Here is a 16,636-nt window from a genome sequence, read left to right as displayed (position 1 = left end):
TTCTCCGGCATGAGGAAAAGGACGCTTTTGGGCCCGAATACCGAGTTCCGCTCGGTTGCCGTTCCGGCGAGCAGGCATGGCACTAAAGCAGACGTGAGAAGTCCACTTTCAGGGTTTGATAAAATTTGCCGGTCAGCTAAGCTCATCACGGGCACCTTGACTTCGCGCCGCTCCGACAACAATCGGACTTTAGCGCAAGAACGGGTAATTTCATCGATGACGAGCGCGGTGCCGGGCACTCTGGCGGCCTTTTTGTGCTTTTTTTCCCTGACCGTCAACGTTCCGGGCGCGCTCGCCCAGGAAGCGACGGGCAGGCAGCCGGCCGCAACGGCCAAGCCGGAAAAAAAGCTGACCGAGATCAAGATAGGCTATTTGCGCGCCTATGCGCCGCGGCTGGCCTTGTCGGTGCTCGACGTCCCGCCGCGCGATGAAGGCGTTGCCGGCGGCAATGTGGCGATTGCCGACAACAACACGACCGGCAGCTTCCTCGGCCAGAAATTCAGCCTCGACGTGACCGAGGTGAAGCCGGATGACGATGTCGTCCCGGCCTTCAAGGAGATGATCGCCAAAGGCAACCGCTATGTGGTCGCGGACCTCTCGGCCAGGCAGTTGCTGTCGATCGTCGATCTTGCCCGCGACAACGGCGTCTTGATCTTCAACGCCGGCGCCACCGACGACAGACTTCGCGAGGAGGAATGCCGCGCCAACATCTTCCACACCATCCCGACGCGCAGCATGCTGGCCGACGGGCTGGCGCAATATCTCATCTGGAAGCAATGGCGGCGCTGGGTGCTGATCTACGGCTCGCACGAGCGCGACCAGCTTTTTGCCGAGGCGCTGCGCCGGGCGGCGACGCGCTTCGGCGGCGAGATCGTCGGCGAAAAGCTGTTCGAGGATACCGGCACGGCACGACGGACCGATTCCGGCGTCGTCCAGATCCAGCGGCAGATGCCTGTCTTCACCCAGGACCTGCCGGAGCACGATGTGCTGCTGGTCGCCGACGAAAGCGAGGTGTTCGGCACCTACGTTCCGTTCCGCACCTGGATTCCGCGGCCGGTCGCCGGCACCGCCGGCCTCACCCCGTTGGCCTGGCATCCGGCCAGCGAGCAATGGGGCGGCACCCAGATCCAGAACCGCTTCGCCAAGGCAAACGGCCGCCGCATGGTGTCGAAGGACATGGCGGCGTGGACCGCGGTGCGCATCCTCGGCGAGGCGGCGACCCGCACGCAGGGCGCCGACCCGCGCAAGATGGCCGATTTCATCCGCTCCGACGATTTTTCGATCGCCGCCTTCAAAGGGCAGAAACTGACCTTCCGCAAATGGAACCAGCAGTTGCGGCAGCCGATCTTCCTCGGCGACACTAGGTCGGTCGTCTCGACATCGCCGCAGGAGGGATTTTTGCACCAGCTGTCGGAGCTCGATACGCTCGGGGTCGACGAGCCGGAAACAAAATGCGTGCTTAAGTAGAAAAGTTTGGGAGGAATTTCAGTGCAGAGACGAGCTTGCGCACTCGCCATAGTTGCGACCGGCTTCATGGCCGGTCCGGCGTCGGCCTACATGGCCTATGTCTCCAACGAGAAAGACAACACGATGTCCGTCGTCGACACCGCGACGATGCAGGTGGTGAAGACGGTTAATGTCGGGCAACGTCCGCGCGGCATCACCATCTCGCATGACGGCAAGCACATTTATCTCTGCGCCAGCGACGACGATTCGATCGAGGTCATCGACACGGCAACCCTGGAGATCGTCGATACCTTGCCCTCCGGGCCTGACCCGGAGCTCTTCGTGCTCTCGCCTGACGGCAAGACGCTCTATGTCGCCAATGAGGACGACAATCTCGTCACCGTCATCGACATAGACAGTAAGAAGGTGCTGTCTGAGATTCCGGTCGGCGTCGAACCGGAAGGCATGGGCGTCAGCCCGGACGGCAAGACCATGGTCAATACGTCGGAAACGACAAACATGGCGCATTTCATCGATACGACGACCCACGAGATCACCGACAACGTGCTGGTGGATACGCGTCCGCGCTTCGTCGAGTTCACCCCCGACGGCAAGCAGGCCTGGGTGAGCGCCGAGATCGGTGGCACGGTTTCGGTGATCGACAATCAAACGCGCGAAGTCGTCCAGAAGATCACCTTCGAGGTTGCCGGCCTGAGGCCCGAATCCATCCAGCCGGTCGGTGTGCGCATCACCGCCGACGGCAAGAAGGCCTATGTGGCGCTCGGACCGGCCAACCGCGTCGCGGTGATCAACACGCAGACGTATGAGGTCGAGAAATACATGCTGGTCGGCCAACGCGTCTGGCAGCTCGCTTTCACCCCGGACCAGAAGACCATCATCTCGACCAACGGCGTGTCGAACGACATCACCTTCATCGACGTGGCGACCGACGAGCCGGTGCAGTCGGTGACCGTCGGCGCCTTGCCGTGGGGGGTCGTCGTCTCTCCCAAATGAATTCCGCCAAATGAACCATTGAATAAACCAAGTGAATCAAGCAGGCAGAAAAACAGCACAAGGGCAGGAAATCATGCGGAAATTTCGGGCAGTCGCTTTCGCCGCGCTGGTGGGCATGGCGCTCACCCAGGGTCAGGTCTCGGCGCAGGACGGCGACGACGATGACGATAACGCCGCCGCCGGCGCGGCCGCCAGCACGGAGGCCAGTCCGCAGGCCGAGAAAGCGACCCGGGCCAGCAAGGACGTGCCGGAACTTATCCTCGGCAGCAAGCAAGACCAGTTCTCCGCCAGCCAGAAAGACTTCCAGCTGATCGCCGGCCAGGGCTATCGTTGGAAGATCACCGCGGCGGGCGGGCTGGAATACAAATTCCACACCGACCTGTTCCGCAATGTGTGGAACAACCAGATCGTCATCAACGATCTCGAGGTGCACATGGACGGCGCACCCGCATGGCTCGAATTCGACGCCGACGGCACCATCCAGGTACAGTTCAGCACCGTGAGGCCCGGCATCTACACATGGTCGGTGCCCGACCTCGCCGACAAGGGCATGAAGGGCACGATCACGATCAAGTAAGGTCACTTTGAAAGCAGGACCCTGCGCGATCGCGCCCCGAGGGCCAGACTTGGGCTAGACTATTGTCGACGACAAGGGAGCCAGACGGCGTGCAGCATGTGAGGACAAGCGGACCGGGAGATCAGGTGGCGGCGCTCGACGTCGCCGCCGTCAGCCACTCCTATGGTTCGAAGCCGGCGCTCAACGACGTCTCGTTCTCGATCGCGCCGGCGACGTTCACCGTTCTTCTCGGTCTCAACGGCGCCGGCAAGACAACCCTGTTCTCGCTGATCAGCCATCTCTACGACACCCGCCGCGGATCGATCCGCATCTTCGGCCATGACGTCAGCCGCGCCTCGGGCGAAGCGCTGAGGCGTGTCGGCATCGTGTTCCAGGCGCGCACGCTCGACCTCGATCTCAGCGTCCACCAGAACCTCTCCTACCACGCCGCGCTGCATGGCATCGGCGGACGCGAAGCCCGGCAGCGCATTGCCGCGCTGCTCGATATCGTCGACATGCCAGGTCGGCAGCATGACAAGGCGCGCAGTCTTTCCGGCGGCCAGATGCGGCGCATCGAGATCGCCAGGGCACTGCTCCACCGCCCTTCGCTGCTGCTGCTCGACGAGGCGACGGTCGGTCTCGACATCCAGTCGCGCGCCGGCATTCTCGCCACCATCCGCAAGCTCGTCGAAACCGAGGGCATCGGCGTGCTGTGGGCAACGCATCTGATCGACGAGGTTGACGACGGCGACCATGTCGTCGTGCTGCGGCAGGGCGAACTGGTCGCCAAGGGCAAGGTGGCCGATGTCGTCAGGACGAGCGGCGCCGGCTCGATCCGCGACGCCTTTTCGAGGCTGAGCGGCATCGAGGCGGCCGGCACCGCGGAGCTATCGCCATGAGCGCTCCGGCAATGCCTGACAAAGTCGCCGGCGTCATTCCGGTGAAGTTCGAGAAATTCGGCCTGCGCCACTATCTCATTTGCCTCAAAGGCGTCGTCCTGCGGGAGTGCCTGCGCTTCCTGCACCAGCGCGAGCGCTTCATTTCCTCGCTGGTTCGGCCGCTCATCTGGCTGTTCATCTTTGCCGCCGGATTCCGGCAGGTGCTCGGCGTGTCGATCATCCCGCCCTACAAGACCTACGTGCTCTACGAGGTCTACATCACGCCGGGCTTGTGCGGCATGATCCTGCTGTTCTCAGGCATGCAGTCTTCGCTGTCGATGGTTTATGACCGCGAGATGGGCAACATGCGCACCCTGTTGGTCAGCCCCTTCCCACGCTGGTTCCTGCTGGTGTCGAAGATGCTCGCCGGCGTCTCCGTATCGATCGCGCAGGTCTATGCGTTCCTGATCGTTGCCTGGTTCTGGGGCGTCAAGGCGCCGCCGATCGGCTATCTCACGGTGCTGCCGGCGCTGTTCCTGTCGGGCATGATGCTTTGCGCGCTCGGCATGCTTTTGTCGTCGATGATCAAGCAGCTCGAAAATTTCGCCGGCATCATGAACTTCGTCATCTTTCCCGGCTATTTCGCCTCTCCGGCGCTCTATCCGTTGTGGCGCATCCAGGAGGCGAGCCCGCTGCTCCACAAGATCTGCCTCGCCAATCCGTTCACCTATGCCGTCGAACTGATCCGTTTCGCCTTCTACGGCCAGATTGAGTGGCTGTCGCTGGGCGTCGTTGCCGGCTGCACTGTTCTGTTCCTTGCCGCCGCCATCATCGCCTACGACCCTTCGCGCGGCCTGGTGACCCGCAAACAAGACACCGGAGGAAATGGCTGATGGCACGAATGAGCCTTGTTCGCAGCCTGGCTGTGGTTGCCATGCTCGCGCCGGGCGTGAACGCCAGGGCGGCGAATACCGATCCGGACTGGCCCTGCATACAGCGCAAGGTGCCGCAACTCTCGCTCGGCCAGATCTGGAACGGGCCGGAGCTTCCGCCAGCGGCGAAGGATTTTTTGAAGGACCCTGCGGTCTCCGGCCTGGTCGAGGAGGTGGCGGCACGGCGGATGCCGATTGCCGACGCCAAGAAGAAGATCAAGGATTTCGCCGCCTCGCTGCCAGCCGAGCAGCTTGCGCCGAAAATGGCGATGCTGGTGCAAGGCATGTTCGATCACATGGACGCCGAGCGTTCGCATGTGATCTCAGGCATTTCCCGTTACGCCCACAAGCAGCTCGAAATGGCCGCCGCGTTGCGCAAGGAAGCGTCCGCCGTCGATGCGTTGCGGGCAAAGCCGGATGCGAACCCCGACGAGGTCGAGCGGCGAACCGAACAGTTGAAATTCGCAACGCGAATTTTCAACGAACGCGTCCAATCACTGACTTACGTCTGTGAAGTGCCGACGATCATCGAGCAGCGGCTTTATCAATTGTCCAAGGTCGTCTCGGAAACGCTCGCCGCGAAGAAGTAGAACCTCATTCGCTCTTCGCGGCGGATCTCACGATCCCCGGCCGGGCAGCACGCGCCAGCGCTGCACGAAATAACCGGGATGCGTCTCGATCCAGTGGGCGACCAGCGGCTGCGCCTGCATGAAGGCGGTCCCGGGATTCATTGCCAGGCCGTCCACCATCTGTTCGCGTTGTTCACAGGTCTGCGGCACATCCGTCAGGCAGACCATCATAACCAGCGTGTAAAGCATTACCCCTTGTCCCCATCGAATCCCGAACCCCATGCCCGGGAGTTTCAGTGATACCGACCAGATTGCAGGGGTCGCACATACAGATTGCTTACGGGTTTGAAAGGACGTGGCCCCCGCTCTTTCGCACTGCAACATAACATATCGGTTATCTAACGCCAACAACCGCCGGCCGTTTTCCAGAGCAATCGCGTCAGGTTGCGCCGCGCCAACGTGGCGCCGATGTTTCCAGCGCCGATCATTCCGATCTTCACGGGGTGTCGTCGATGTCGTCAGACCGGCAACCCGTTCTGCTTACGCAGGCTCTTGTCGAATGCGGATGCGGGGACGAAACGGCGCAGGAGACTGACTTGGCGGGCCATTTTTCCCGCCGCATAGCGCCTCTTCGGAGCGCGATCGGTCGCAGCCACCAAAACCGTCTTGGCTACCACTTCGGGTGAATCGCCTTTTTCCATTGCTTTCCGCACGACTGCGTTCATGCCAGCGCGCGCAGCGTCATAGATATCAAGCAACTGGTCCGGCTTGGCGAGATTATCTTCGAAGGACGTGCGGGTATAGGCGGGTTCGACCAATGCAACGCGAATCCCGAACGGGCGCAGTTCATGGTCGAGCGATTCGGAATAGCCTTCGATGGCATGTTTGGTCGACGCATAAAGCGCGAAATAGGGAGCTGGAATGAACCCCTGCACCGAACTCAAATTGACGATTCTACCCCTGCCCTGGCGGCGCATTATCGGCAGGACCGCGTTGGTCACGCGGAGCACGCCGAAGACGTTCACATCGAACAGTGCCTGAGCCTGGACCATTGACGACTCTTCCGCGCCACCAAACAGACCCACGCCGGCATTGTTGACGAGCAGGTCGATGCGCCCGGTTTCGGCCAGCACGTCATCGACCAGTTTCGCCACGGACGCGTCATCGGTCACGTCACAGGCCAGCATGCTCAGGCCGTCGGAGTTTTTGGCTGCGCGACGGCTGGTGCCGAACACGCGGAAACCAGCGCTTTGCAAAGCTATAGCCGTCGCGCGCCCGATGCCGGAGGACGCCCCGGTCACCAAGGCGACGCCAGGATTGGTCTTGTTCATGGAAATCATCTCTTTCTCTGGGGTTGGACTGATTTTGGATTGGCATGGAAGAAGCACGAAAGGTCGGAGTCAGTGATGAGCGCCTCTGGCGTTCGCACCGGCCGACTCGTCCGTCCAGCGCTGGAATAGCGCGCTGGCGTTGACGCCGCCAAAGCCGAAGCCGTTTGATATCGCGTAGTCCATTGCCATCGGCCGGGCCTGGTTGGCGACGAAGTCGATGCCGTCGCCGGCTGGATCCGGCGCGCCCAGATTGAGGCTTGGCGGCGCCACCTGATCCCTGAGCGCCAAAATTGCGAAGATGGCTCCAAGCCCGCCGGCGGCTCCGAGCAGGTGTCCGGTCGCCGATTTCGTTGCGCTGACGGCGATGGTGGAATCTGCGCCGAAGAGTGTTTTGATCGCCGCGATTTCCCCGAGATCACCAATCGGCGTGGAGGTCGCGTGCGCATTGAGGTGGCGAACCTCACGCGGCGAAATGCCGGCTTGGTCAATTGCGATCTGCATGGCACGGCGCGCCCCGGCGCCGTCCTCGGGACCGGAGGTGACGTGATGCGCATCCGCCGTCGTGCCGTAGCCGACGAGTTCGGCGAGCGGTTTCGCACCGCGCGCCAGCGCGTGGCTCAACGCCTCGATGACCAGCATGCCGGCCCCTTCGCCCATGACGAAGCCGTCCCGCGACACGTCGAAAGGCCGTGACGCCTGAGCCGGCGCCCAATTGAAACCGGTTGAAAGAGAGCGTGCGGCAGCAAACCCACCGAGACTGACGATGTTCATGCAGGCTTCCGTTCCGCCGCACACGGCGATATCGGCTTCGTTGGCGCGGATGAGGCGAGCCGCATCGCCGATCGCCTGGATGCCGGCTGCGCACGCCGTCACCGGCGCGCCGAGCGGCCCCTTGAAGCCATGGCGGATCGAGATGTGGCCCGCCGCGAGATTCACCAGGAAGGACGGTATCGTAAACGGCGAAAGACGCCGGACGCCGCGCTGGTCGACCGTGCGCACCGCCTCGGTTATGGCGGGGAAACCGCCGATGCCGGAGGCGATGATCGTGGCCGTGCGCAGGCGATCCGCTTTCGAGACGGGCGCCCACCCTGCTTGCGCGAGGGCCTCTTGTGCAGCGGCGAGCCCGAAGATGATGAACCGGTCTACCTTGCGCTGGTCCTTTGGCGCCAGGACGGCATCCGGATCGAAACCAGCGGCCGGATCGTCTTCCAGCGAGGGAACCACCCCGCCGATCTTGGCCGGGAGGTCTCCCACCACATCGTCCGGAAGCCTGCGGATGCCTGAGCGACCGGCCAGCAGCCGCGACCACGACGCTTCGACATCGGCAGCAAGGGGCGTGACCGCTCCCATGCCTGTAACAACAATCCGTCGCATCTATTTTCCTATCGATTTGGCTGCGCCGCCGGCGCTGCGCACGCCGTTCAAGCGGCGGCTGCTTCGCGAACCTGTTCGGTCGCCGCGTCCAGGAAGGCCTGGGCGAGGTCCGGATCGTTGACCACGCGCGATAGCGTCAGCGCGCCGACCATCGTCGAGAGAATGGCCATGGCCTTTCTATCGGGCTGCTCAGCATTGGCCTCGGCAATGAAACGGCTGAGGATTTCAAGATGCTCCTTGATCCCGGCTTCGAACGACGCTTTGACGTCGCTGCCCTGCCTGGCGGCATCCGAGCCGAGCGCGACAATCGGGCAGCCGTCCATCTTTTCTCCGCGATGGTCCATACTGAGGTAGAATGCGATCACCGCGCCAAGCGGATCCTCGGATTTTGCCGCAGTCGCGGCCGACCACCGCAGCGTGGCGCTCTCCATCGCCCGCTTCGACGCCTGCACCGCCAGATCGTCCTTCGAGGCGAACTGCTTGTAGAACGCGCCCTGGGTCAGCCCGGCAGCCTGCATCAGGTCTTTTAGGCCGATGCCGTCAAAGCCGCGCTCCCGAAAAAGCCGGCTTGCCACATTGATCACGGTTTCGCGGTTTTCCGCCGCCTGAACGCGACTCACACGCATGTCGACCTCCTTAAATTAGCTTGCGTTCGACATCTATAGCAGCTATAGAATTCGAACGCAATCTAATTTGGCTGCGCGCGGTGGCCTCGGTCACGCATCGAACAAATTTGGAGGAGAGATGAAATGCTATATAGTTATATCGTCGAGAAATCGATCCGGCAGAGCTTCGACCACGTCAACAACCATCGCTGGGATGAGGCGGTGAAAGCACTCGTGCCGCATGTCCATCACCGCGTTTCCGGCGCCCACGCGCTTGGTGGTGAGCGCCACGACAAGCAAGCCGTGCGCCGCTGGTTTGAGCGCCTCGGCCGCGTCCTGCCCAATCTCCATCTCACGATCAACCACGTCTGGGTGAAGGGCTGGCCGTGGCACACCACCGTATTCGCCCAGTGGGACGGCACCGCGACGCTGCTCAACGGCGACGCGTCCTACGTCAACAGTGGTCTGCACGTTTTCACCCTGCGATGGGGCAAGGTCTATGCACTTGAGGAATTTTACGATTCACAAGCAGCGGCCCGCGGTCTTGCCGCCCAGGCGGCAACTGGCCTCGAAGAAGCTGTCGCCGAACCAATTGCAGGCTAGCAGAAGCGCAGTCAGCGGCCGCAGCGTAACCGCGGGTACGCCAGCTCGTGGCCATGCCGGGCATCGCCCGCAGACGACACCATCAGCACGCTCTCGCCGCTTGCAGGAACCGCTTCGACAGCCGCTCGTCGGTGACGGTCCGCGAGACCACCGGCGGGTGGCGCTCTCCATCGCCCGCCTGGACGCCTGCGCCGCCAGATCGTGCTTGGATGCGAACTGCTTGTAAAACGCGCCCGATTGACCGCCGTTTCGCAGTTTTCTGCAGCGCCTCCCACGCATCATAAGTTTTTTCATTTTTTAGATTGCATTCATAATCTAAGTGATATAGAGTTCGAATGCAATCTAAACAAAGGAGATACGAGATGATCCGCAAAACCCTGAGCGCCTCGGTTTTGGCCGCGCTGTTTCTTGCCGCCCCGGCGTTTGCCGAGGACGCCACCATAGGACGCCCTATCGAAGCCGGCAGCCTGCACGAGGGACACCTCGACTTGGTCGTCTACTACGTCCCGGTCGAGGGCGACCTCCTGGAGGTCACCGCCACCTTCGCGCCAAAAATCGGCGGCGATCCGCAGCGCGTCGTCATGGGCCTCGCCGACGGCGATTCCGTCGCCTTTTCGATGCCGGGCCACCGTGGCCCGCTCTACGCGTTCTCGAGGTCCGGCGACGAGGTGACGGTGTCGTCCGAGACCGGCATGCGCGCCGACGCCAATGCACTGACCCGCCTTGCAGACGGCAGCCTGCTTGCTGCTGGCCAAGAGCTCGCCGTGGGGCCGATGTAAAGGTCGAACGCAATCTTTTTTGAGAGGCGACGAACGTGAAAAAGAGACCCGCTGTTGTGCTGGGGGGCGTGCTGATAGCGATGTCAGGAGCGGCGGCATTCGCCACACTTGCCATTCCTACGCAGGGGGCCTCCGCCGTAGGCGACCCGAGGCAGGAACCGCTGATCGTCAGACTGGTGAAGGCAGCGCCGGTGAAAGTATCCGAACGCGGGTTCACCGGTATTGTCGGGGCAAGGGTGCAGAGCGATCTCGGCTTTCGCGTCCCCGGCAAAATCGTGGAGCGGCTCGTGGATGTGGGTCAGGAGGTCAAAGCTGGTCAGCCACTGATGCGCATCGACGACACCGACCTTCGCCTCGCGCTCACGGCGAAGCGCAACGCCGTTGCCGCAGCGCGCGCAACAGTCGTTCAGACGGAACCGGATGAACGGCGATACGCCAGTTTGCTCAAGGATGGATGGGTCCCCCGACAGCGCTACGAGCAGGCGAAGGCCGCGGTCGATACGGCCGAGGCGCAACTCGCCGCCGCCGAAGCCGACGCACGGGTCGCCGAGAACGAAGCGATCTACGCGGTCCTGCTGGCGGACGCGGATGGAACGGTGGTCGAAACGCTTAGCGAGCCGGGACAGGTCGTCTCCGCCGGCCAGACAGTGGTCCGGATCGCCAAGGCCGGCTCGCGCGAAGCGGTGGTCGCGCTTCCCGAAACGATCCGGCCGGCGATTGGGTCGGCGGCCGAGGCCAGCGTGTATGGCGGCGATGGGCGTCGTTATACGGCACATCTCCGGCAATTATCGAACTCCGCCGATGCCCAGACCCGTACCTATGAGGCCCGTTATGTGCTCAACGGTGAGGCCGCGGCAGCACCGCTTGGTGCGACGGTAACCATTCGGCTTGCGGGCCAGGCACGCCAGCGGGAAGTCCAGGTGCCGCTGGGAGCCGTGCTCGATGACGGCGAGAAGACTGGCGTTTGGGTCCTGGACAGCGCCACCTCGACCGTACAGTTTCAGCCCGTCAAGCTTGTTCGTGTGACCAGCGAAACCGCTGTGGTCTCCGGACTGAACTCCAGCGATCCGATTGTTTCGCTCGGCGCCCATCTCCTGCACGAGGGCGCTCGCGTCAGGACTGCGTCCGAAAGCGGGGGCAACTGATGATGAACCTAAATCTCTCCGCGATCGCCGTTCGCGAACGCGCCGTTACCCTGTTCTTCATCCTCCTGCTGGTGGCCGCCGGCGCCTACGCTTTCGTCATGCTCGGGCGGGCGGAGGACCCCAACTTCACCATCAAGACCCTGACGGTCACGACGGCATGGCCGGGCGCAACGGCGCGCGAGATGCAGGACCTCGTCGCCGAACCGTTGGAGAAGCGGCTTCAGGAGATGACCTGGTACGACCGGGTCGAGACGACCACACGTCCGGGTTACGCGTATATGACGGTCACGCTGAAGGACAGCACACCGCCATCTGTCGTGCAGGAGGAGTTCTACCAGGCTCGCAAGAAGCTCGGGGATGAAGCCCGCAACCTGCCGTCCGGCGTGTTCGGGCCCTTCGTCAACGACGAATATTCGGATGTAAGCTTCGCCCTTTACGCGCTGAAGGCCAAGGGCATGCCGATGCGTGAGTTGGCGAGACAGGCCGAGGCGATCCGCCAGGACCTCCTGCACGTCCCCGGCGTCAAGAAGATCAACATCCTTGGTGAACGTCCCGAACAGATATTCGTCGAATTTTCCTACGCCAAGCTGGCTACCCTCGGCGTGTCGGCACAGGACATCGTCGCCGCCTTGCAGCGGCAGAACACCCTCACGCCGGCAGGCTCGATCGACACCCAGGGGCCGCGGGTCTTCATCCGGGTCGACGGCGCTTATGACAGCGTACAGGCGATCGCCGACACGCCGATTGCCGCGGCGGGGCGGACGCTGAAGCTCTCCGATATCGCCGAAGTCCGGCGCGGCTATGAAGATCCTCCCACCTACCTCATCCGACGTCAGGGTGAGCCCACCATCATGCTCGCGGCTGTCATGCAGGAGGGCTGGGATGGTCTCGCGCTCGGCAAGGCGCTGGAGGACAGGACAGCAGCCATCACACAGACACTGCCACTTGGGATGACGCTCGACAAGGTCACCGACCAGGCCGTCAACATCACCTCTGCGGTCGACGAATTCATGATGAAGTTTGCGATGGCGCTCGGTGTGGTGCTCTTGGTGAGCCTGTTGAGCCTCGGCTGGCGCGTCGGCATCGTCGTGGCGGCTGCCGTCCCTCTGACGCTAGCCGTCGTGTTCCTCATCATGCTGGAGACCGGCCGGTTCTTCGACCGCATCACGCTCGGCGCCCTCATCCTGGCGCTCGGTCTTCTCGTGGACGACGCCATCATTGCCATCGAGGTGATGGTGGTGAAGATGGAAGAAGGCATGGACCGCATCAAGGCGGCGGCCTATGCGTGGAGCCACACTGCGGCGCCGATGCTGTCCGGAACGCTCGTGACGATCGCCGGCTTCCTGCCGGTGGGCTTCGCGCGCTCGACCGCCGGCGAATACGCCGGCAACATCTTTTGGGTCGTAGGGTTCGCCCTCATCGTCTCCTGGATCGTCGCGGTGGTGTTCACACCTTACCTCGGCGTCAAGATGCTGCCCACGATCAAACCGGTCGAAGGCGGTCACCACGCGATCTATGACACACCCAATTATCGGCGCTTGCGGCGCCTCATCATCTTCGCCGTGCGCCACAAGTTCATAATCAGCGGTATCGTCGGCATCGCCTTCGTGCTTTCCGTTGTCGGCATGGGGTCTCTCAAACAGCAGTTCTTTCCGACATCCGACCGCCCCGAAGTGCTGGTGGAGGTTCGCCTGCCGGAAGGCACCAGCATCGAGACGACGACCGCTACGGTCGAGAAGCTCGAAGGCTGGCTGGACGACCAAGCCGAGGCCAAGATCGTCACCAGCTATGTCGGTCAGGGCGCACCCCGCTTCTTTTTCGCAATGGCGCCGGAACTGCCTGATCCTGCCTTCGCCAAGATCGTCGTGCTGACCAAGGACGCCGAGGCGCGTGAGGTGTTGAAGCACCGCCTGCGCGAGGCGGTGGCAGAGGGGCTTGCACCCGAGGCCAATGTCCGCGTCACGCAACTGGTGTTCGGCCCCTACACGCCATTCCCGGTCGAGTTCCGGATCATCGGACCTGATCCCGCGCAACTCTACAGCATATCCGAGAAGGCGCTCGACATCATGCGGGGCGTCCCGGACGTGCGTCAGGCCAACCGCGATTGGGGCAATCGCACACCCGTGCTCCGCTTCGTCCCGGATCAGGATCGACTGAACCTGATCGGCCTGTCGCCGGCGGAGGTAGGCCAGCAACTCCAGTTCTTGCTCACTGGCATCCCCGTTACGCAGGTTCGCGAGGACATCCGCAACGTCCCCATCGTCGCACGCAGCGCCGGCGGCGAGCGGCTGGATCCGACACGTTTGGCGGATTTCTCACTGATGAGCCGCGACGGTCGCCCGATTCCGCTCGACCAGATCGGCCATTCGGAAATCCGTCTGGAAGAGCCGATCCTGAAGCGCCGCGATCGCACGCCTGTCATCACGATCCGCTCGGATGTCAACGAAGCGACTCAGCCTCCAGAGGTTTCCAAGGAGATCGTGAAGGCCCTTCAGCCGCTGATTGCATCCCTTCCAGCCGGCTATCGCATCGAATTGGGCGGATCGATCGAGGAGGCCGAAAAGGCCAATACCGCGCTGACTAAAGTCTTTCCGGCAATGATAGCCGCCATGCTGATTGTTATCATGCTGCAGGTGCGATCCTTCTCAACGATGTCCATGGTGATGCTGACGGCACCGCTTGGTCTTGTCGGCGTCGTGCCGATGCTGCTCACCTTCAACCAGCCCTTCGGATTCAACGCCATTCTGGGCATGATAGGACTGGCCGGCATCCTGATGCGCAACACGCTGATCCTGACCGAACAGATCAAGGAGAACCGAGCTGCCGGCCTTGACGACTATCACGCCGTGATCGAGGCCACGGTGCAACGCACGAGACCCGTGATCCTGACAGCACTCGCCGCCGTGCTGGCCTTCATCCCGCTCACGCACTCCGTCTTCTGGGGATCGATGGCCTATACGCTGATCGGCGGCACGGCGGTCGGCACGGTGCTGATCCTGCTCTTCCTTCCCGCGCTCTACGCCGCGTGGTTCGGCATCAAGCCGACTGCTGACGAGGTCCGTGAGGGCGCGGCGGAGGAACTGGAAATGCACCCGGCAATTGCTGCTGAATAGGGCCCTGTTGCCGAGCAGGCGGATCAAGATTTCGCCGCTGGCTTTGCCTGAACATACGCAGGGCCAGTCGCACGACCTTACCGCTTGCAAATGATCCTGAAAGCTCTCGGCAAATCGGACTAGGCGTCCTGGTAGGTGGCTGCCAGCGGCATTCCGCCCTCGATTCAGGCGCGACCTCCAATGTCCGGTCCTTCGTGCGGATAGAGCTTGCCGAACAGGGGCAGGTACATCGCGCCCTTGCGCATCAGGAAATCGTGGAACGTCGCCATCGCCGGCGAGATCGCGTGATCGCTGCGCATCACCGAAAACCATTGCCGGCGGATCGGCATGCCGACGACGTCGAGGATGACCAGCCGGCCGGCTTCGGTTTCGGCGGCGATGGTGTGGGCAGAGATGAAGGCAATGCCGAGCCCGGCCATCACCGCCTGCTTGATCGTCTCGTTCGAGCCCATCTCGACGCCGAGATCGTCGATGCGGCCGGGCACGTCGCTGAGGAATATTTCCAGCGAGATGCGCGTGCCGGAGCCGGGCTCGCGGATGAGGAAATGCTCTTCGGCGATCCGCTCCTTGGATATCTCGCGCACTGAGGCCAGCTTGTGGTCGGGCGGCGCGATGATGACCAGCGGGTGATCGCCGAACACCGACGCACGCACCGGGACTTCCCTCGCCGGGCGTCCCATCAGCGCGATGTCGATGTCGTGGTTCTTCAGACTGTTGATGGTTTCGGCGCGGTTGCCGATGGCGAGCCGCATGTCGATGTCGGGATGTTCCTTCATGAAGCCGGCCATCAGCCGCGGCGCAAAGTATTTGGCCGTGGAAACGACGCCGAGCCGCAAGCTGCCGATGCGCACGCCCTTGATCGCATCCATCTTGTCTTCGAGCAGGCGAAGCCGCTCCTCGATCGCCTGCGCCGTCTCGACGAAGGCCAGACCTGCGGCAGTCGGACGCATGCCGTCCGACGTCCGGTCGAACAAGGCCAGCTGGAACTCCTCCTCGACCTGCCGCAACTGGATCGTCACCGCTGGAGGAGACAAGCCTAACACCTTGGCCGCGCTAACAATTTTTCCATGGCTGATGATGGCCTGAACGGTCTTGAATTGCTTGAGCGTGAGGTTTCTCATACGCCATACTAAATTTTTTTTAGCATGAAAGTAAAGTTATTGAATTTTACTTATCCAGCGCCGTTTGTTCTCATTCCCCAATCCGGCCGGAGGAGTTGCGGCTGGTTCGGGAGGTTACGATGCCAGCGGCAACGCTCGACGCATTTCTGAATTCCTATCTCGGCCCGCCCGACGAACTGCGTTCGGCAGTCGTCGCCACCGTCCGTCAGCTGACGCAGGCCGCCACCAAGGTCCGCAACACCATCAATCAGGGGGTGCTCGGCACGGCCTTTGCCGGGACGCGCAGCGCCAATGCCGACGGCGACATCCAGAAGGATCTCGACATCTTCGCCGACGACATCTTCCTCGATGCCATGCGCCACGCTCCGGTCGCGCTCTACGCCTCCGAGGAACTGGAGCAGCCGGTCCTGCTCGACAGCCAGGCGCCTCTCGCCATCGCCATCGACCCGCTCGACGGCTCTTCCAACATCGACACCAACGTGTCGATCGGAACCATTTTCTCGCTCCTCCCTGCAACTGGCGCGCCGGATGCGAATCCGGCCGCCGCTTTTTTGCAGGCGGGCGTGAACCAGCTGGGCGCCGGTTTCTTCATCTACGGGCCGCAGCTGGCGCTGGTTCTGTCGCTCGGCAGCGGCACGCATGTCTTCGTTCTCTCGACCAGGCTCGGCACCTTCGTCCAGGCCTACGAGAGCCGGATCATCCCGCAGCGTACCCAGGAGTTCGCCATCAACGCCGCCAACTACCGGCATTGGGACGAGGCGGTGCGGCTCTACATCGACGATTGCCTCGAAGGCACTGAAGGCCCACGCGGAAAGGACTTCAACATGCGCTGGATCGCCTCCCTGGTCGCCGACTGCTACCGCATATTGATGCGCGGCGGCGTATTCCTGTATCCAGGCGACAAGCGCAAGGGTTACCGCCAGGGACGGCTGCGCCTCGTCTACGAGGCCAACCCGATCGCCTATCTCATCGAACAGGCGGGCGGCGCCGCCACCGACACCATCACCCGCATCCTCGAAATCGAACCCGAGAGCCTGCACCAGCGCGTGCCCGTGGTGTTCGGATCGGCGCGCGAAGTCGCACGCATCACCCGCTACCACACCGAGCCCAGCGCGATCGGCGAGCGTGCACCGCTGTTCAGCCGCCGCGGCCTGTTCAGGGCCTGAGCAT

16 protein-coding genes and 1 pseudogene are annotated in these 16,636 nt (G+C 62.7%); 11 read left to right on the top strand and 6 right to left on the bottom strand.

The window, feature by feature from the left end; translation table 11 throughout:
* Positions 1 to 216: 216 nt before the first annotated feature.
* From BQ8794_RS05005 to BQ8794_RS04980, 6 genes are all read left to right on the top strand, one after another.
* Complete coding sequence (locus tag BQ8794_RS05005) at positions 217 to 1,467, top strand: ABC transporter substrate-binding protein (protein WP_077373912.1); 1,251 nt, start codon at positions 217 to 219, stop codon at positions 1,465 to 1,467.
* 66 nt (positions 1,468 to 1,533) lie between these two features.
* Positions 1,534 to 2,460 (top strand): YVTN family beta-propeller repeat protein, encoded by a 927-nt coding sequence (locus tag BQ8794_RS05000; RefSeq protein WP_167378646.1) that lies wholly within the window; start codon positions 1,534 to 1,536, stop codon positions 2,458 to 2,460.
* A gap of 73 nt (positions 2,461 to 2,533) precedes the next feature.
* Complete coding sequence (locus BQ8794_RS04995) at positions 2,534 to 3,037, top strand: cupredoxin domain-containing protein (protein WP_077374294.1); 504 nt, start codon at positions 2,534 to 2,536, stop codon at positions 3,035 to 3,037.
* A gap of 89 nt (positions 3,038 to 3,126) precedes the next feature.
* Positions 3,127 to 3,915 (top strand): ATP-binding cassette domain-containing protein, encoded by a 789-nt coding sequence (locus BQ8794_RS04990; RefSeq protein ID WP_077373905.1) that lies wholly within the window; start codon positions 3,127 to 3,129, stop codon positions 3,913 to 3,915.
* The gene (locus BQ8794_RS04985; protein WP_077373903.1) at positions 3,912 to 4,787 is read left to right on the top strand and encodes an ABC transporter permease; all 876 of its coding nucleotides are present in this window, start codon (positions 3,912 to 3,914) and stop codon (positions 4,785 to 4,787) included. The genes BQ8794_RS04990 and BQ8794_RS04985 overlap by 4 nt, the downstream gene beginning before the upstream one ends.
* Positions 4,787 to 5,416, top strand: a complete 630-nt coding sequence (locus BQ8794_RS04980) for a hypothetical protein (protein WP_077373900.1) — start codon at positions 4,787 to 4,789, stop codon at positions 5,414 to 5,416. Before BQ8794_RS04985 ends, BQ8794_RS04980 begins: the two co-directional genes overlap by 1 nt.
* 27 nt (positions 5,417 to 5,443) lie before the next feature.
* Here BQ8794_RS04980 and BQ8794_RS04975 read toward each other — a convergent pair whose 3' ends face one another.
* The 4 genes from BQ8794_RS04975 to BQ8794_RS04960 all read right to left on the bottom strand — a co-directional run bounded on the left by BQ8794_RS04975 (position 5,444) and on the right by BQ8794_RS04960 (position 8,726).
* The gene (locus BQ8794_RS04975; protein ID WP_077373897.1) at positions 5,444 to 5,644 is read right to left on the bottom strand and encodes a hypothetical protein; all 201 of its coding nucleotides are present in this window, start codon (positions 5,642 to 5,644) and stop codon (positions 5,444 to 5,446) included.
* A gap of 269 nt (positions 5,645 to 5,913) precedes the next feature.
* On the bottom strand, positions 5,914 to 6,726 hold the full coding sequence (locus BQ8794_RS04970; protein WP_077373895.1) for an oxidoreductase: 813 nt from the start codon (positions 6,724 to 6,726) through the stop codon (positions 5,914 to 5,916).
* Positions 6,727 to 6,795: 69 nt separating this feature from the next.
* Positions 6,796 to 8,100 (bottom strand): beta-ketoacyl-ACP synthase II, encoded by a 1,305-nt coding sequence (fabF, locus tag BQ8794_RS04965; protein WP_077373892.1) that lies wholly within the window; start codon positions 8,098 to 8,100, stop codon positions 6,796 to 6,798.
* A 47-nt stretch (positions 8,101 to 8,147) separates the two neighbouring features.
* Positions 8,148 to 8,726, bottom strand: coding sequence for a TetR/AcrR family transcriptional regulator (locus tag BQ8794_RS04960; RefSeq protein ID WP_077373889.1), 579 nt, complete (start codon positions 8,724 to 8,726; stop codon positions 8,148 to 8,150).
* A 123-nt stretch (positions 8,727 to 8,849) separates the two neighbouring features.
* Between BQ8794_RS04960 and BQ8794_RS04955 the strand changes: the two genes are divergently transcribed.
* Entirely contained in the window at positions 8,850 to 9,308 is a 459-nt protein-coding gene (locus BQ8794_RS04955) for a nuclear transport factor 2 family protein (RefSeq protein ID WP_077373886.1), read from the top strand.
* A gap of 123 nt (positions 9,309 to 9,431) precedes the next feature.
* Here the strand turns inward: BQ8794_RS04955 and BQ8794_RS36245 are convergent.
* Positions 9,432 to 9,554 (bottom strand): annotated as a pseudogene (locus BQ8794_RS36245) (TetR/AcrR family transcriptional regulator); the annotation flags it as partial.
* 116 nt (positions 9,555 to 9,670) lie between these two features.
* On the opposite strand from BQ8794_RS36245, the gene BQ8794_RS04945 reads away from it, so the two are divergent.
* Genes BQ8794_RS04945 through BQ8794_RS04935 form a run of 3 tightly spaced genes read left to right on the top strand, consistent with a single transcriptional unit; the run spans position 9,671 to position 14,345 of the window.
* A complete protein-coding gene (locus BQ8794_RS04945) occupies positions 9,671 to 10,087 on the top strand; it encodes a hypothetical protein (protein WP_167378635.1) in 417 nt (138 codons plus the stop codon).
* A 35-nt stretch (positions 10,088 to 10,122) separates the two neighbouring features.
* Positions 10,123 to 11,232 (top strand): efflux RND transporter periplasmic adaptor subunit, encoded by a 1,110-nt coding sequence (locus BQ8794_RS04940; protein ID WP_077373881.1) that lies wholly within the window; start codon positions 10,123 to 10,125, stop codon positions 11,230 to 11,232.
* Between the two features lie 2 nt (positions 11,233 to 11,234).
* Positions 11,235 to 14,345, top strand: a complete 3,111-nt coding sequence (locus BQ8794_RS04935; RefSeq protein ID WP_077374292.1) for an efflux RND transporter permease subunit — start codon at positions 11,235 to 11,237, stop codon at positions 14,343 to 14,345.
* Positions 14,346 to 14,509: 164 nt separating this feature from the next.
* On the opposite strand, the gene BQ8794_RS04930 is transcribed toward BQ8794_RS04935, so the two are convergent.
* Positions 14,510 to 15,466: a LysR family transcriptional regulator gene (locus tag BQ8794_RS04930; RefSeq protein ID WP_077373878.1), complete on the bottom strand. Its 957-nt coding sequence runs from the start codon at positions 15,464 to 15,466 to the stop codon at positions 14,510 to 14,512.
* A gap of 119 nt (positions 15,467 to 15,585) precedes the next feature.
* Between BQ8794_RS04930 and BQ8794_RS04925 the strand changes: the two genes are divergently transcribed.
* Entirely contained in the window at positions 15,586 to 16,632 is a 1,047-nt protein-coding gene (locus BQ8794_RS04925) for a class 1 fructose-bisphosphatase (RefSeq protein WP_077373875.1), read from the top strand.
* The last annotated feature ends 4 nt before the right edge of the window (positions 16,633 to 16,636 follow it).

Origin of the sequence: Mesorhizobium prunaredense (assembly GCF_900156895.1) — a bacterium.
GTDB lineage: Bacteria > Pseudomonadota > Alphaproteobacteria > Rhizobiales > Rhizobiaceae > Mesorhizobium > Mesorhizobium prunaredense.
Note: the sequence above shows the minus strand (reverse complement) of the source record. Positions and strands in the feature narration are given on the sequence as shown.

Bases quoted from the DNA above. Each gene is read 5' to 3' on its own strand.
- BQ8794_RS05005 (WP_077373912.1), top strand. From the start codon at position 217: ATGACGAGCGCGGTGCCGGGCACTCTGGCGGCCTTTTTGTGCTTTTTT.
- BQ8794_RS05000 (WP_167378646.1), top strand. From the start codon at position 1,534: ATGGCCGGTCCGGCGTCGGCCTACATGGCCTATGTCTCCAACGAGAAA.
- BQ8794_RS04995 (WP_077374294.1), top strand. From the start codon at position 2,534: ATGCGGAAATTTCGGGCAGTCGCTTTCGCCGCGCTGGTGGGCATGGCG.
- BQ8794_RS04985 (WP_077373903.1), top strand. From the start codon at position 3,912: ATGAGCGCTCCGGCAATGCCTGACAAAGTCGCCGGCGTCATTCCGGTG.
- BQ8794_RS04980 (WP_077373900.1), top strand. From the start codon at position 4,787: ATGGCACGAATGAGCCTTGTTCGCAGCCTGGCTGTGGTTGCCATGCTC.
- BQ8794_RS04975 (WP_077373897.1), bottom strand. From the start codon at position 5,644: ATGCTTTACACGCTGGTTATGATGGTCTGCCTGACGGATGTGCCGCAG.
- BQ8794_RS04970 (WP_077373895.1), bottom strand. From the start codon at position 6,726: ATGAACAAGACCAATCCTGGCGTCGCCTTGGTGACCGGGGCGTCCTCC.
- fabF (WP_077373892.1), bottom strand. From the start codon at position 8,100: ATGCGACGGATTGTTGTTACAGGCATGGGAGCGGTCACGCCCCTTGCT.
- BQ8794_RS04960 (WP_077373889.1), bottom strand. From the start codon at position 8,726: ATGCGTGTGAGTCGCGTTCAGGCGGCGGAAAACCGCGAAACCGTGATC.
- BQ8794_RS04955 (WP_077373886.1), top strand. From the start codon at position 8,850: ATGCTATATAGTTATATCGTCGAGAAATCGATCCGGCAGAGCTTCGAC.
- BQ8794_RS04945 (WP_167378635.1), top strand. From the start codon at position 9,671: ATGATCCGCAAAACCCTGAGCGCCTCGGTTTTGGCCGCGCTGTTTCTT.
- BQ8794_RS04935 (WP_077374292.1), top strand. From the start codon at position 11,235: ATGAACCTAAATCTCTCCGCGATCGCCGTTCGCGAACGCGCCGTTACC.
- BQ8794_RS04930 (WP_077373878.1), bottom strand. From the start codon at position 15,466: ATGAGAAACCTCACGCTCAAGCAATTCAAGACCGTTCAGGCCATCATC.
- BQ8794_RS04925 (WP_077373875.1), top strand. From the start codon at position 15,586: ATGCCAGCGGCAACGCTCGACGCATTTCTGAATTCCTATCTCGGCCCG.